The organism is Agarivorans sp. QJM3NY_29 (assembly GCF_050870835.2).
Taxonomy (GTDB): Bacteria; Pseudomonadota; Gammaproteobacteria; order Enterobacterales; family Celerinatantimonadaceae; genus Agarivorans.
The window spans coordinates 2,498,043-2,512,687 of record NZ_CP194036.2 but is presented as its reverse complement, the minus strand read 5'-3'; the positions used below and the strand labels follow the sequence as shown (position 1 = coordinate 2,512,687).

At 43.4% G+C, this 14,645-nt stretch carries 16 protein-coding genes and 2 tRNA genes; 10 read left to right on the top strand and 8 right to left on the bottom strand.

Annotated features, from left to right (window positions below; genetic code table 11):
- The first annotated feature begins 12 nt into the window (after positions 1 to 12).
- Both ACRRS0_RS11550 and ACRRS0_RS11545 read left to right on the top strand, forming a co-directional pair.
- Complete coding sequence (locus ACRRS0_RS11550) at positions 13 to 1,371, top strand: voltage-gated chloride channel family protein (protein WP_432453064.1); 1,359 nt, start codon at positions 13 to 15, stop codon at positions 1,369 to 1,371.
- Between the two features lies 1 nt (position 1,372).
- Positions 1,373 to 1,738 (top strand): hypothetical protein, encoded by a 366-nt coding sequence (locus ACRRS0_RS11545; protein ID WP_432453065.1) that lies wholly within the window; start codon positions 1,373 to 1,375, stop codon positions 1,736 to 1,738.
- A gap of 210 nt (positions 1,739 to 1,948) precedes the next feature.
- Here the strand turns inward: ACRRS0_RS11545 and ACRRS0_RS11540 are convergent.
- From ACRRS0_RS11540 to ACRRS0_RS11520, 5 genes are all read right to left on the bottom strand, one after another.
- A tRNA-Val gene (locus ACRRS0_RS11540) sits at positions 1,949 to 2,025 on the bottom strand.
- A gap of 4 nt (positions 2,026 to 2,029) precedes the next feature.
- Positions 2,030 to 2,106, bottom strand: a tRNA-Val gene (locus ACRRS0_RS11535).
- A 181-nt stretch (positions 2,107 to 2,287) separates the two neighbouring features.
- Positions 2,288 to 2,824, bottom strand: coding sequence for a DUF3080 family protein (locus tag ACRRS0_RS11530; protein WP_432453066.1), 537 nt, complete (start codon positions 2,822 to 2,824; stop codon positions 2,288 to 2,290).
- 25 nt (positions 2,825 to 2,849) lie between these two features.
- Entirely contained in the window at positions 2,850 to 3,302 is a 453-nt protein-coding gene (locus tag ACRRS0_RS11525; protein ID WP_432453067.1) for a DUF3080 family protein, read from the bottom strand.
- Positions 3,299 to 4,696: an MATE family efflux transporter gene (locus tag ACRRS0_RS11520; protein ID WP_432453068.1), complete on the bottom strand. Its 1,398-nt coding sequence runs from the start codon at positions 4,694 to 4,696 to the stop codon at positions 3,299 to 3,301. The genes ACRRS0_RS11525 and ACRRS0_RS11520 overlap by 4 nt, the downstream gene beginning before the upstream one ends.
- Between ACRRS0_RS11520 and ACRRS0_RS11515 the strand changes: the two genes are divergently transcribed.
- Positions 4,695 to 5,315, top strand: coding sequence for a riboflavin synthase subunit alpha (locus ACRRS0_RS11515; RefSeq protein ID WP_432453069.1), 621 nt, complete (start codon positions 4,695 to 4,697; stop codon positions 5,313 to 5,315). The genes ACRRS0_RS11520 and ACRRS0_RS11515 overlap by 2 nt on opposite strands.
- Here the strand turns inward: ACRRS0_RS11515 and ACRRS0_RS11510 are convergent.
- Positions 5,312 to 5,515: a CPXCG motif-containing cysteine-rich protein gene (locus ACRRS0_RS11510; RefSeq protein ID WP_432453070.1), complete on the bottom strand. Its 204-nt coding sequence runs from the start codon at positions 5,513 to 5,515 to the stop codon at positions 5,312 to 5,314. The two genes, ACRRS0_RS11515 and ACRRS0_RS11510, sit on opposite strands and share 4 nt — an antisense overlap.
- 203 nt (positions 5,516 to 5,718) lie before the next feature.
- Between ACRRS0_RS11510 and thrS the strand changes: the two genes are divergently transcribed.
- The 7 genes from thrS (at position 5,719) to ihfA (ending at position 12,712) form a co-directional block, all read left to right on the top strand.
- The gene (gene thrS / locus ACRRS0_RS11505) at positions 5,719 to 7,644 is read left to right on the top strand and encodes a threonine--tRNA ligase (protein ID WP_432453071.1); all 1,926 of its coding nucleotides are present in this window, start codon (positions 5,719 to 5,721) and stop codon (positions 7,642 to 7,644) included.
- A 3-nt stretch (positions 7,645 to 7,647) separates the two neighbouring features.
- Positions 7,648 to 8,190 (top strand): translation initiation factor IF-3, encoded by a 543-nt coding sequence (gene infC, locus ACRRS0_RS11500; protein WP_432456180.1) that lies wholly within the window; start codon positions 7,648 to 7,650, stop codon positions 8,188 to 8,190.
- Positions 8,191 to 8,289: 99 nt separating this feature from the next.
- Entirely contained in the window at positions 8,290 to 8,487 is a 198-nt protein-coding gene (gene rpmI / locus ACRRS0_RS11495) for a 50S ribosomal protein L35 (protein ID WP_016401507.1), read from the top strand.
- A gap of 18 nt (positions 8,488 to 8,505) precedes the next feature.
- Entirely contained in the window at positions 8,506 to 8,859 is a 354-nt protein-coding gene (gene rplT / locus ACRRS0_RS11490) for a 50S ribosomal protein L20 (RefSeq protein WP_432453072.1), read from the top strand.
- A gap of 176 nt (positions 8,860 to 9,035) precedes the next feature.
- Complete coding sequence (gene pheS / locus ACRRS0_RS11485; RefSeq protein WP_432453073.1) at positions 9,036 to 10,016, top strand: phenylalanine--tRNA ligase subunit alpha; 981 nt, start codon at positions 9,036 to 9,038, stop codon at positions 10,014 to 10,016.
- A gap of 12 nt (positions 10,017 to 10,028) precedes the next feature.
- A complete protein-coding gene (gene pheT, locus ACRRS0_RS11480; RefSeq protein ID WP_432453074.1) occupies positions 10,029 to 12,416 on the top strand; it encodes a phenylalanine--tRNA ligase subunit beta in 2,388 nt (795 codons plus the stop codon).
- A 2-nt stretch (positions 12,417 to 12,418) separates the two neighbouring features.
- Positions 12,419 to 12,712 carry an integration host factor subunit alpha gene (ihfA, locus tag ACRRS0_RS11475; RefSeq protein WP_432453075.1) on the top strand — a complete coding sequence of 98 codons (294 nt, stop codon included), beginning with the start codon at positions 12,419 to 12,421 and terminating at the stop codon, positions 12,710 to 12,712.
- A 67-nt stretch (positions 12,713 to 12,779) separates the two neighbouring features.
- Here ihfA and ACRRS0_RS11470 read toward each other — a convergent pair whose 3' ends face one another.
- A complete protein-coding gene (locus tag ACRRS0_RS11470; RefSeq protein ID WP_432453077.1) occupies positions 12,780 to 13,538 on the bottom strand; it encodes an amino acid ABC transporter ATP-binding protein in 759 nt (252 codons plus the stop codon).
- A gap of 14 nt (positions 13,539 to 13,552) precedes the next feature.
- Positions 13,553 to 14,644, bottom strand: a complete 1,092-nt coding sequence (locus tag ACRRS0_RS11465) for an amino acid ABC transporter permease (RefSeq protein ID WP_432453078.1) — start codon at positions 14,642 to 14,644, stop codon at positions 13,553 to 13,555.
- Between the last annotated feature and the right edge of the window lies 1 nt (position 14,645).

Sequence of the window (14,645 nt, the reverse complement as noted above, 5' to 3'; positions counted from 1 at the left end):
TAAGGAAGCTACATGCCAAACCCCGTTCAAAATAGCCCCAGTACCTTATTTGTATTATGTCGTTGGCTATTATTGTTAATTCCAATGGCTTTAGTAGTTGGGTCTCTGAATGCCTTGTTTTTGTGGCTGTTGGACTTTGCGAGCCGAACTAGAGCCGACCAGCCCTACTTATTATACTTTTTGCCAATTGCTGGCTTAGTGGTGGTATTTATCTACCGACGGTTTGGTAAAAATTCGGAATCGGGAAACAATCTCATTATCGATGAAATTCATCAACCAGGTGCTGGGATCCCTGCGCGGATGGCCCCCTTAGTTTTACTTTCTACGGTCGTCACCCACCTGTTTGGTGGCTCTGCCGGACGCGAGGGCACCGCAATACAAATTGGTGGCGCTTGCAGTGCGGCTTATGGTCGATTATTTAAGTTACAAGGGCGAGACTATCAAGTCTTTCTCGCTGCCGGTGTCGCTGCCGGTTTTTCTGCTTTATTTAGTACTCCTTTAGCCGCCACTATCTTTGCTCTAGAAGTATTGGCAGTGGGTCGGATCCGCTTCGACTCCGTTATCCCAGCACTATTTGCCGCAATTTTAGCTGACTTGGTTTGTACCGCCTGGGGCACACCACACACTCAATATAAAGTCGATTTTTTAGAACAGGTGATGTTATTTCATCATATAGTTCATATTGATCTGCTGTTATTAGCGAAAGTTGTGGTTGCCTCAATGGCCTTTGGTTTGGTCGGATATTTGTTTGGCGAAATGGTGTTTATGTTTAAAGACATTTTTAAATTTGTCTTTAAAAACCCTTATCTCATCGCTGTGATGGGAGGCATTATTGTGATTGTTTTAGTGACTCTGATAGGTAATCAAGATTATGTTGGCTTGGGCGTGAATAGCTATCGCGAAGGCGGAGTCAGCATCATTAGCGCTTTTAGTCCAGGTGGCGCTGAATGGTACAGCTGGATGTTAAAATTATTGCTTACCGCTATCACCCTTGCTGCCGGCTTTAAGGGTGGCGAAGTTACACCACTATTTTTCATTGGTGCGACCTTAGGCAATACGCTTGCTTGGCTAATGGGGGCTCCAATTGATTTGTTCGCCGCGATTGGATTTATTGCGGTATTTGCCGCAGCCACCAATACGCCTTTAGCTTGTACCATCATGGGGGTCGAGTTATTTGGCTCAGAACACTTGATGTATTTTGCGGTCGCCTGTTTTGTTGCCTACTATTTTAGTGGGCATACGGGGATCTATTCTTCACAACGGATAGCGGTGCCCAAATCTGCCAACTTTAACGCCCATGCCAAAACGCTAGGAGAGTTGAGAAATACCGGTAACTATTTGGCGAAATGGTTTAAAAAACGGGGGGAATAAGATGTGGCACTCAACCGTGGTTCGACTGTGCTGGGCGACTGCTTTTAGTGTTGCCCTCATTTGGCCAAACATCAGTTTTGCCTATCCTGGGTCGATGACGACCATGTTACAAAACGACCAACTTAAAGTGACCATAACTTCTAATGTTGACCAGCCTATCCGTTGTCAGTTAGTCGCAGGGCGAGATACCGTATGGATGGAACTGGAGGCAAAACAGGAACATTTTAAATTAGCCAAAGGCTATCGAACCATCGATTTGAGCCTCTACTGTAAGATCATCAAGCAAAAAACCAGAGCCTTACCATGGCGACTGAATCCGAATAATATTCCATTTCCCGCTTGGAACAAGGTGATCTTTCCTGATTAATCAAGTAAAGCCGCTGCTTCTTATCAACACAAATCCGGAGAGGTGATTGGCTTATATGCGATAAAGGTTTTAGCTTACTCATGGGGCGTGCACTATAAAAGCCAAACAAATAACTTAGCGAGGTTTTAATCCACCATATACATACAGGCAAATTCCAAGGCTAAATAATCACTACGGGAAATCTAAATTATCTGACTGGGGGGAGTCAGATGGTATTCGCGAGTGGATTTGAACCACCGACCTCTACCATGTCAAGGTAGCGCTCTAACCAACTGAGCTACGCGAATATTTTGGTACAACCGAGTGGATTCGAACCACCGACCCCCACCATGTCAAGGTGGTGCTCTAACCAACTGAGCTACGGTTGTATTGTGCTTGTGAACAAACTACGGCGTGAAAGGTACTGCAAGTTAATGCGTCCGTCAACTGCTGTTCGCGAATATGCGAACTGTATGCTTAATCATTAATCAACCAAAAGGCAAGGGACGCTTTTTTGCTGATTTTTCGTTCTACTCGTCAATTCAACTCAACAAGGTCTTCGCTTCCGCTTCAAGTTGCAGTGCAACTCGCAATAATTTCCTGCCATTGAATAACGTGTTGTCTATTTGCTTGATGAAACCTTTGCTGAATCAATTGCGTCTTGCTGATTAGTGTTGTGAAGGAGGGAGCATGATACAGTTGGGCGAGGGCAATATTCACCACACTTGCACTTTGGTCGAGTTCGGCTAGATAGCGCTGTACTTTCGCCATGTACACCTTATTTAGCACATTATCTAAGATCTTGTATTGTTGTTGATTCGAAGAAACACAGCGAAATTCAGCATGCTTTAAGGATTCGGAAATAGATTTTAACCAAATGGTGGCCCGATTTAATTCGCTAAATAAGCTGAATATGCTAGGGCTTTGATCAAGTTGTTTTAGCTGTAAAAGTAAAGCGGCTTCATCTAGCGCAGCCCCATTTTGCAATACCGTTTGGTAACTCGCCAGGTGCTTGATTCGCTCAGCTAATTTGCGATAGGCTCCGCTAGGCGTCTGGGATAAACGATCTCGCCGAGTCCATAATTGCCTTAGGCTTATCTCATCCACTAAGAAATTATGCCAATAAATCGCGCTAGCTTGCAGCTTGCAGCTTTCGGCTCAGCAGGCGATTTAGAACTAAAGAAAACTTAGGGTCGATATCCGCGTTATTTGAACAACGAGCTAAACCAAATATAATTTGAGAATGCCAAATCAATTTATACACAGCACTGGCTTGTTTGCCTAAACTGGAGTTTTTCTGGAAAACGGTCTGTTGCAAACCGCAGCGATTCAACTTAAAGCTATCCACAAAGGAAAGCCTTAAGTCTGGCTCAGTGAGATGGTAATTTCGCCATATAATGGTGCCTTGCCCAAGTTGATGTGGGTTCACAACGCCAATCTTAATATTGAGTACCCGTTGTAAACGTTGTCGGTAATCATTAAATAACTTGTCGCTGCGGGGGAGCAACCCATCGTGAACCAATGCAATGGCTGCTAGCAGCAATAAAGTAGCTGCTAGTATTTTTAAGCATTGCCTAAGGCTCATGCTTCCTTATTGATGAGATAGAGTCGCCCTGGATTATTCGATGCCCAAACCAAGCGAGCAAGTAGGCCTATCGCACATGCCGTTAAGGCAATCACAATCGCAATCCAAAAACCTTGTACACCCATTGGGTGCTCGGTAAAGGTATTGGTAAAGGTTAACAACGAACCAATACCTAAGCCAATTGGCCAGAAGCTAATAAGAGTCACCAACAAGATAAAGCGAGTGTCTTGATAACCTCTTAAGGCACCTGCACAGCATACTTGCAATGAGTCTGATAGCTGATAAGTCGCAGCAAGTAAAAATAGCGGTGCAGCAATCGCTGCAACGGTTGCGTTATCGGTATACCAACTAATAATTTCGAGTCTGAACAAAATGGTAGCAGATGCGATAAATACGGTTGCTATTACCGACAATATAATGCCGCTATAGGCACTAATTTGCGCCTTATCATAAGATTTCTCGCCCATGTAGTTGCCGACACGAATGGTTAGCGCAATCGCGATACTTAAGGGCAACATAAACACCATTGAGGTAAAGTTAAGCGCAATTTGATGAGCAGCCACAATATCTGCACCCAAAGGCGATAGTAATAATGCAATCATTGAAAACAAGGTCACTTCAAAAAATATCGCACAGCCTATAGGCAAGCCCAATTTAAAAATTCTCGAGATGGTTGGCCAGTCAATGGTGAGCTTAGCTTCAAATAAATGAAGTTTCTCGAGGGTCTGACTTCTAAACACATAAATGATCATGGCAATAACCATAAACCAGTTAACAATTGCAGTGGCGACACCGCAACCCGCTCCGCCTAATTTAGGTAAACCCAATAAACCGTTAATAAAAATATAATTAACCGGGATGTTTACCAATAGTCCCAAAATTCCAATAACCATGATGGCTTTTATATTCGAACAGGCTTCGTTCACCCCTCTAAGCACTTGATAGACGGCAAAAGCAGGTAGCCCAAAACTCACAAATAACAGATATTGTTGGGTTAAACCCACGAGCTTAGGATCGACATCCATCAATTTAAATACGCTCGGTGCAAACCAAAGGATCAGCCATCCAATAACGGTTAAGCCTAAGGAGATAACCACCGCTTGCTGAAATATCATGCCCCCTCGATGCGCTTGTTTTGCACCCACTTGATAAGCGACTAAGGGCGTGACTGCCATGAGGATCCCTTGCAACAATAAGATCACTGGGTTAAAGAAGCTGGACGCAACGGCAACCGCTGCTAAATCGGTTGGACTCACCGAACCAGCCATCAACGTATCAACAAACCCCATACCAGTAATTGTTAATTGGGCCACGACAATTGGCCCCGCAAGTCTTAAAATAGCAAAACATTCTTTAGCAAAGCGTTGCTTAAAACCGAGGATAAAATACTTCATGTTCACCGGAATAGTTCAGAGTAAGAAAAAAATAATCAGCGTTAAAAGATCACCCGGGCTTATGCAACTTTGGGTCGATTTAGGAGAGACCGAGGGCTTAAGTATTGGCGCTAGTGTAGCAATTAATGGCACTTGTTTAACCGTTGTTGCTATCAGCGAGCAGGGCGTTCAATTTGACTTGATTCAAGAAACGCTGAGTTTAACAAATTTAGAGCTGATTCACGAAGGAGATTTTGTGAATATTGAACGGGCGGCAAAGGTGGGGGACGAAATTGGTGGTCATCTCGTCTCGGGTCATATCCATACAACCGCACGCATCCAAGAAAAACGAAGCAGTGAGAACAACCTAGCCATACACCTCGCGCTCGATAAGCAGTGGCAAGATTACGTCATCTACAAAGGATTTATCTGCGTAGACGGGGCAAGCCTAACGGTCGGGCAGTTAAGTGAATCAGGATTCTGGCTACACCTCATACCTGAAACTTTAAGAACCACCACGCTTGGTGATAAAAAAGTTAATGACCTGGTGAATATCGAGATAGACAGTAGCACTCAGACGGTGATTGATACCCTGAAGCATCTCATGAGCAACGGTGATATTAAACGCTGGCTAAACTAAAAAATTTGCTCGTCGTCGGCGTCGATATAAGCGACAATTTTGCTGTTTTGTTCATCAACTGACAGTCTACAGTGGATGGTATAACAACAAACGCGGCAATCTTCATAATAATCTTGGTCACCATTGCTCGCATCTAACACTAATGGGGTATGGTGACCACAGTTTGGACAGCTAATCATTTTTTCAACATAGTTTTTCATGGCAATCACTCCATATGTCCACGATTTAAGTATGGCGCAAACCGCTATGAACAACGAGCAATTCGGTCAATAAAACTTCCGCTATTGAAGTTATTCGCCCAGCGCATTAATATTGCTCTCTTTTTAGTGCCTCAATGCACTTATTTTATCGACGAGACACGTGATGTTTAGTAGGCATCACCACTGTAAAAGCAAGGATAAATATGCCAGTTATAACTCTCCCCGACGGTAGTCAACGTCAATTCGAAAATGCTGTATCTACTATGGACATCGCCGCAGATATTGGCCCTGGTTTGGCCAAAGCCTGTATCGCTGGCCGAGTAGATGGAAACCGAGTCGATGCCTGCGAGTTGATTCACCATGATGCAAAAGTTGCGATTATTACCGCGAAAGATGAGGATGGTTTAGAGATCATTCGCCACTCTTGTGCGCACCTTTTAGGTCACGCGATCAAGCAGCTTTGGCCGAACACCAAAATGGCGATTGGGCCGACGATTGATAACGGCTTTTATTATGACGTCGATTTAGATCATTCACTCACTCAAGAAGATATCGATAATCTTGAGAAACGAATGAAGGCTTTAGCAAAAACCAATTACGATGTCATTAAAAAGACCGTCCCCTTAGCCGATGCAAAAGCAGTGTTCGTCGAACGTGAAGAACCCTATAAACTGGAGATTATCGAGGGCATCGATAGCGCCGCCACACCGGGTTTATACCATCATGAAGAATATGTTGATATGTGCCGTGGGCCACATGTTCCAAACATGAAATTTTGTCAGCATTTTAAACTGATGAAGGTTGCGGGTGCTTATTGGCGTGGTGATAGCAAAAATAAAATGCTGCAACGGGTCTACGGCACCGCTTGGGCAGATAAAAAACAATTGGCAGCTTACTTAAAACGTTTGGAAGAAGCGGCGAAGCGAGACCATCGTAAAATCGGTAAACAATTAGATTTATACCACATGCAAGAAGAAGCACCCGGCATGGTGTTCTGGCATGATTCTGGTTGGACAATCTTCCGTCAGCTGGAAAGCTATGTGCGTGAGCAGCTCACTAAATACCAATACCAGGAAGTTAAAGCGCCTCAAATCATGGACCGCAGCATGTGGGAAAAGTCGGGCCACTGGGATAAGTATGCCGATGCGATGTTTACCACCCAGTCGGAAAACCGCGAATATGCGGTGAAGCCGATGAACTGTCCGGGGCATATTCAAATTTTCAACCAAGGATTAAAGTCCTACCGCGATTTACCATTGCGGATGGCTGAATTTGGTTCGTGTCACCGAAACGAGCCATCTGGTTCTCTGCATGGCTTGATGCGCGTTCGTGGCTTCACCCAAGATGATGCGCACATTTTCTGTACAGAAGATCAAATTCAAGATGAAGTGTCTTCATGTATCGACATGGTTTACGAGACTTATAAAACCTTTGGTTTTGAAGAAATTGAAGTAAAACTGTCAACTCGCCCAGAACAACGCGTTGGTGATGACGAAACATGGGATAAATCGGAAAAAGCTTTGGCCGATGCATTGAGCTCGAAAGGGATTGAATTCTCCTATTTACCAGGAGAAGGAGCTTTCTACGGACCTAAAATTGAATTTACATTGCATGATTGCTTAGACAGAGCGTGGCAATGTGGTACTGTACAGCTAGATTTCTCTATGCCGGGTCGCTTATCCGCTTCTTTTGTTGGAGAAGATAACGAACGCCATGTGCCGGTGATGATTCACCGCGCCATTTTAGGATCTTTAGAGCGCTTTATTGGCATTTTAACCGAAGAGTATTCGGGCTTCTTCCCAACTTGGTTAGCGCCAAGACAGGTCGTGGTGATGAATATTACTGACAAACAGGCTGATTTTGTCCATAAAGTTGTAAAAAAATTAAATAAACAGGGTATTAGAGCCATTGCGGACTTGAGAAATGAGAAGATAGGCTTTAAAATCCGCGAACATACTCTAAAGCGTATACCATACTTGCTAGTCGTCGGTGATCAAGAAGTCGCCAGCAATGAGGTTGCGGTTAGAACTCGTAAGGGTGATGATCTTGGTAAATTTGCTGTTGATGATTTTATTCAACAGATAAAACAAGAAATTGCCAATCGTGATAATAATTGTATTGAGGTATAAATTATAAAAACCGGAAGACGTGGTCAGCAACAAGCTGCAAGAGCACACAAGATAAATGAAGAAATTCAAGCACAAGAAGTACGCCTTACGGGCTTAGATGGCGAAGCCATTGGCATTGTGAGTTTGGATGAAGCGCTAAACACCGCCGAAGAATCAGGCGTAGATTTAGTTGAAATTAGTCCGAATGCTGAACCACCTGTTTGTCGGGTCATGGACTACGGTAAGTTCATTTACGAAAAGAGTAAATCTGTTAAAGAGCAGAAGAAAAAGCAAATACAGGTTCAGGTTAAGGAAATTAAATTCCGACCTGGAACTGATGAAGGCGACTATCAGGTAAAACTACGCAACCTGATTCGTTTTCTAAGTGAGGGTAACAAAGCTAAAGTAACACTACGTTTCCGTGGTCGTGAAATGGCACACCAAAGCTTAGGCTTTGATCTACTAAACCGTATTAAAGCGGATTTAGAAGAGATTGCAGTTGTGGAAGCTTTTCCAAAAATGGAAGGTCGCCAAGCTGTGATGGTGTTAGGCCCTAAAAAGAAGTAGTTGAGGCTCACAAGTAACAAGCAGCTTACTTTATAAGTAAGCTGTTTTTGTTCGCCTTTAACTATATGTTGTTCATATTGCAATGCGGAGTGCATGTAAATGCCAAAAATGAAATCAAACAAAGGTGCTGCGAAGCGCTTTAAGAAAACTGCTTCTGGTGGTTTTAAATACAAACAAGCTGGTCTTCGTCACATCCTGACTAAGCGCCGTACTAAGGTTAAACGTCACCTTCGTCCGAAGGGTATGATTGCTGCATCTGATGTTGCATCAATTGTTCGCATGTTGCCGTACGCATAAGTTTAGAGGAAGTTAAGAATGGCCAGAGTTAAACGCGGTGTACAAGCACGTGCACGTCATAAGAAAGTCTTAAAGCAAGCCAAAGGTTACTACGGAGCACGTTCACGTGTTTATCGCGTAGCCTTCCAAGCGGTAACTAAAGCAGGTCAATATGCTTACCGTGACCGTCGTCAGCGTAAACGTCAATTCCGTCAATTATGGATTGCACGAATTAATGCTGCGTCTCGTCAAAATGGTTTGTCTTACAGCCGTTTGATTAACGGACTTAAAAAAGCATCTATCGAAATCGATCGTAAGATCCTAGCTGATATTGCTGTTTTTGATAAAGCAGCCTTCACAGTGTTGGTAGAAAAAGCAAAAGCTGCTTTATAAGCGTCGCTAATGTTTGAAATGGGAGCCTAGGCTCCCTTTTTTTATATATAAAAATCACTAACATCCAGCCTTTTTCCGGGAACAAGTCTAGCTATAAGCGGTTCATTAAAGTACTATTTCCGGTCTTATTTAAAACTAAAAAATCAGCCTTTCCCTTGGGGGAATATGAGGAAATCATGCTAGATCTTGATGCGCTAATCAATCAGGCTAAGACTCACATTGATGCAGCTTCAGCGATGAATGAACTTGACGCTGTTCGCGTGGAATACTTAGGTAAAAAAGGGTTAATGACCAAACAACTGCAAGGACTTGGCAAATTATCGCCAGAAGAACGTCCGCAGGCGGGGCAACTTATTAACCAAGCCAAACAGCTTATCCAAGATGCGTTAAATGAAAAACGCGAAGCCTTGGTACAACAAGAGCTTAATGCCAAGCTCGCTTCGGAAACCGTCGATGTAACCTTACCGGGTCGCACCGATGAGCTGGGGGGCTTACACCCCGTGACACGTACCATTGAACGTATTCAGACCTTCTTTGGTGAACTCGGTTTTCAAGTCAAATCAGGGCCAGAAATTGAAGATGGCTTCCATAACTTTGATGCCCTAAATATCCCCGAGCATCATCCCGCTCGCGCCGACCATGATACCTTTTACTTTAATCCTAATTTAGTATTGCGAACTCAAACTTCTGGGGTGCAAATTCGCACGATGGAGACAGAGAAGCCGCCAATACGCATAATTTCTCCAGGTCGGGTGTATCGAAATGATTACGATCAGACACATACACCGATGTTTCATCAGGTCGAAGGCTTAATGGTTGACAAAAATGTTAACTTTACCGAACTAAAAGGCGTTTTATACGATTTCTTACAAAACTTCTTTGAAGACGACCTACAAGTGCGCTTCCGACCATCTTACTTTCCTTTTACCGAAACTTCCGCAGAAGTTGATGTACTCGGAAAAAATGGTTGGTTGGAAATTCTAGGTTGCGGCATGGTACATCCGAATGTACTTCGCTCGGTAAATATTGACCCTGAGGAATACACAGGTTTTGCCTTTGGGATAGGGGTGGAGCGCTTAACCATGTTGCGTTACGGCGTTAACGATTTGCGTTCATTTTTCGAAAATGACTTACGCTTCTTAAAACAATTCAATTAAGGGTTAATTGATATGAAATTTAGTGAATCCTGGCTAAGAGAGTGGGTTAACCCTGCAATTACCCGAGAACAACTAGCAGAACAAATTACTATGGCAGGGCTAGAAGTTGACGGTATTGAGCCCGTCGCTGCCGAATTTAGTGGTGTTGTGATTGGTGAAGTTGTCGAATGTGGCCAACATCCAGATGCGGACAAACTACGGGTAACCAAAATAAATGTCGGCCAAAACGAATTACTCGATATCGTTTGTGGTGCGCCTAATTGCCGCCAAGGCTTAAAAGTAGCCGTGGCGATGGTTGGTGCTGTGCTGCCTGGCGACTTTAAAATTAAAAAGGCTAAGCTTCGCGGCCAAGCTTCTCACGGTATGTTATGTGCCTATAGTGAGTTAGGCATTAGTGATGAGTCTGATGGCATCATGGAACTGCCAAGTGATGCGCCAATTGGCACCGATTTACGCGACTACCTACAGTTAGATGATGTAGCGATTGAAGTTGATTTAACCCCCAATCGTGCTGATTGTCTTAGCCTACGCGGCTTAGCTCGTGAAGTTGGCGTGTTAAATCAAATTGATGTAGTCACACCTCAATGGGTTGATGCTGCGGTGACTATTGACGATACGTTTGCTGTCAATGTGCTTGCAACCCAAGAGTGCCCTCGCTACTTAGGTCGGGTCATTAAAGGTGTGAATGTGCAAGCGACTACACCGTTATGGATGCAAGAGCGTTTACGCCGTAGTGGCGTTCGTTCAATTGACCCTGTTGTTGATGTCACCAACTACGTATTGCTTGAACAAGGCCAGCCGATGCACGCCTTCGATCTTGCGAAACTGCAGGGGAGTATTGAAGTTCGCTTAGCCAAAGCAAACGAAAAACTAGTGCTTCTAGATGGTAATGAAGTTGAGTTACAAGAAAATACACTGGCAATCTGTGACCAAAGTGGGCCTATCGCCATGGCGGGTATCTTTGGTGGTTTAGCCACTGGTGTCACTAACGCTAGCCAAGATATCTTCTTGGAATGTGCCTTTTTCAGCAAACTAGCGATCACTGGGCGTGCCCGTCAATATGGTTTGCACACTGATTCTTCTCATCGCTACGAACGCGGCGTTGATTTTGAATTACAAAACCAAGCGATGGAACGAGCCACCCAACTGTTAGTTGAAATATGTGGGGGACAAGTCGGTCCTGTACTTGAATCCGGAGACTTAAAGCAACTGCCAACGTCATCCAATATCACCTTACGTCATGCTCGTTTAGAGAAAGTGATTGGTTATCCATTTGAAAAGTCTAATGTGACCGACATTTTAACCCGCTTAGGTATGACAGTGGAAGTAACTGAGCAGGGTTGGCAAGCCTTAGCACCAAGCTACCGTTTTGATATGGATATTGAGGAAGATCTGATCGAGGAAGTCGCACGTATTTATGGATATAACAATATCCCGAATCTGTCGCCTAAAGCCTCATTAACGACCGCTCAACACCAAGAAAACATCTTACCCAGCGCTAAGTTACGACAGTTACTTTGTGCGCGTGGTTACCAAGAAGCAATTACTTATAGCTTTGTTGACCCTAAACGACAACAACTACTTCACCCAGAACAGCAGGCTATGATTTTGCCGCATCCAATTTCGGTTGAGATGTCAGCAATGCGTTTAAGTTTATGGACAGGATTACTTGATACCCTATCCTACAACCAGAAACGTCAACAGACGAGGGTAAGAGTTTTTGAGTCTGGCTTACGCTTTGTACCAGATGAAAATAGCGAGAATGGAGTGAAGCAAACACCGATGATCGCTGGGGTTATCTGTGGTAATGCAAACCAAGAAGCTTGGAATGTCAGTGATCGTGAACTGGATTTTTTCGATATCAAAGGCGATGTACAAGCCTTATTACAATTAAGCGCTAACGACGATGCCTTTAGCTTTGCTGTGGGAAGTCACCCCGCATTGCATCCAGGACAATCGGCAAAAGTAATCTATCAAGGGGAGGTGATTGGTTATGTAGGAGCGCTTCATCCACAACATCTAAAAGCCTTTGGTCTCAGCGGAAAAGTATTCTTGTTTGAGCTTGAAATGAACGCTGTAAGCTTACGCCGTTTGCCCGAAGCAAAGCCCGTTTCGAAGTTTCCAGCAAACCGCCGAGACTTAGCTTTATTGGTATCGCAAAACGTTCAAGCAGGTGATTTATTAAATTGCATTAAGAAAGTTGGCGGAAATCAATTAGTTGGCGTAAACTTATTCGATGTATACAAAGGGAAAGGTATTGCAGACAATATGCAGAGTATAGCGATTAGCTTAACTTTGCAGGAGCAGGGCCGTACCCTTGAAGAAAAAGAGATTGCCGCTACAGTTGATATTATTGTAGAGGCGTTACGTACCGAGTTTGACGCATCCTTGAGGGACTAGTTATGGCATTAACTAAAGCTGACCTGGCAGAAAATTTATTTGAAAACTTAGGCTTTAGCAAAAGAGAGTCTAAAGAAGTTGTAGAAGCATTTTTTGAAGAAATACGGGTCGCTTTGGAAAATGGGGAGCAAGTCAAAATTTCAGGTTTTGGGAACTTTGATCTTAGGGAGAAAAATCAACGCCCTGGTCGTAACCCCAAAACTGGTGAAGATATCCCCATTTCTGCGCGTCGAGTAGTCACCTTTCGCCCTGGGCAAAAGCTCAAGAGCCGGGTAGAGAACGCTGAACCGAAATAGATTTTAACCGTAATAAAAAAGGAAGCCAGATGGCTTCCTTTTTTTATCCAAATGATTCTAACGATAGTTAGTGATTTAAAATTTGGCTCAAGAATAACTTGGTTCTATCGGATTGCGGGTTTTCGAAAAATTGAACTGGTTCGTTTTCTTCAATAATCTCCCCCCGATCCATAAAGATAACTCGGTCTGCAACTTGCTTTGCAAAACCCATTTCATGCGTTACACACAACATGGTCATACCTTCATCTGCCAATTCCACCATCACATCGAGCACTTCTCGGACCATTTCTGGATCAAGCGCTGAGGTGGGTTCATCAAACAGCATAATCGATGGATTCATACATAAGCTTCTGGCAATTGCTACACGCTGCTGTTGGCCTCCGGACAATTGTCCTGGAAATTTGTCGGCTTGCTCGGGGATCTTGACCCTTTCTAAGTACTTCATGGCAGTGGCTTCAGCTTCAGCTTTTGGTATTTTCTTTACCCAAATTGGCGCTAAACAGCAATTTTGTAATACCGTTAGGTGAGGGAACAGATTAAAGTGCTGGAAACACATACCAACATCGCTACGTACCATTTCGATGCTTTTCAGATCGCTCAATAGTTCAGTACCATTGACGATGATGTCGCCTTTCTGATGTTCTTCTAAGCGGTTAATACAACGGATCATCGTTGATTTACCTGAACCAGAAGGACCACAAATAACGATCTTTTCGCCTTTAGTGACGGTAAGATCTAAGTCCTTTAATACGTGAAACTCCCCGTACCATTTGTTCATTCCCTTTAATTGAATGACCACTTCAGGGCTATTTTGATTTGAATTCATTTCAAACTTCCTTATTAATGTCCTGTGTGTAGTTTCTTCTCAAGGTAAATTGAATACCTAGACATACTGAAACAGAACACCCAAAATACAAACGCTATAAATACATACATTTCGCTTGAGAAGCCTAACCAAGCCGGATCGGCTAATGCTGACTGCCCAATGGCTAGTAAATCGAATAAACCAACAATTAACACTAAGCTAGTGTCTTTGAATAAGGAAATAAAGGTATTCACAATCGAAGGAATTGTAATTTTTAGCGCTTGCGGCAAAATCACCAAGCCCATTGACTGCCAATAAGTTAAGCAAAGTGCTTCTCCCGCTTCATACTGACCTTTCGGAATTGCTTGTAAGCCACCACGAATAACCTCTGCCATATAAGCAGATTGGAACAAAATAATACCGATAATTGCTCTTAACAACTTGTTGAAGTCAACTTCTGAACCAACAAATAGCGGCAACATAACCGAAGCCATGAACAGCACAGTAATTAACGGAACGGCTCGCCAAAACTCGATATAGATGGTGCAAAAGCTACGAACAATCGGCATATGAGATCGACGCCCCAAGGCCAGCAAAATACCAAAGGGTAACGCAGCAACGATACCAGTAATGGCTAATACTAAAGTTAGCATTAAGCCACCCCATTGATGGGTTTCTACTTTAGGTAAACCAAATGAATCACCGATAAGTAAGAAAAACACGATCACCGGATAAATCACTAAAGTAAAAATAGCAATTTTAGGCTTATGTGGCGTTTTTTCATAAACCAATGCGGCGATTAATAGTAAAAAGCTAACGAAAACAATATTTACCCGCCAGCGTTCGGCATGCGGATAAAAACCGTAGATTAACTGTGAAAAGCGATCTGCTACGAATACCCAGCACGCGCCATCACTGGTACAAGCTTCACGACTATTACCTATCCAATCCGCATCGATAACCACCCACTGAAATGCGGATATAATCGGCGGTATGATGATGTAAGCAATAAGCAAGGTTAATATCGTATTACCCCAAGAAGAGAATAGATTTTTCTTGAACCAACCGATAAATCCAACACTCATATTTGGTGGAGCAAGATCAGGTTTAAATTGATGTTCTGACATA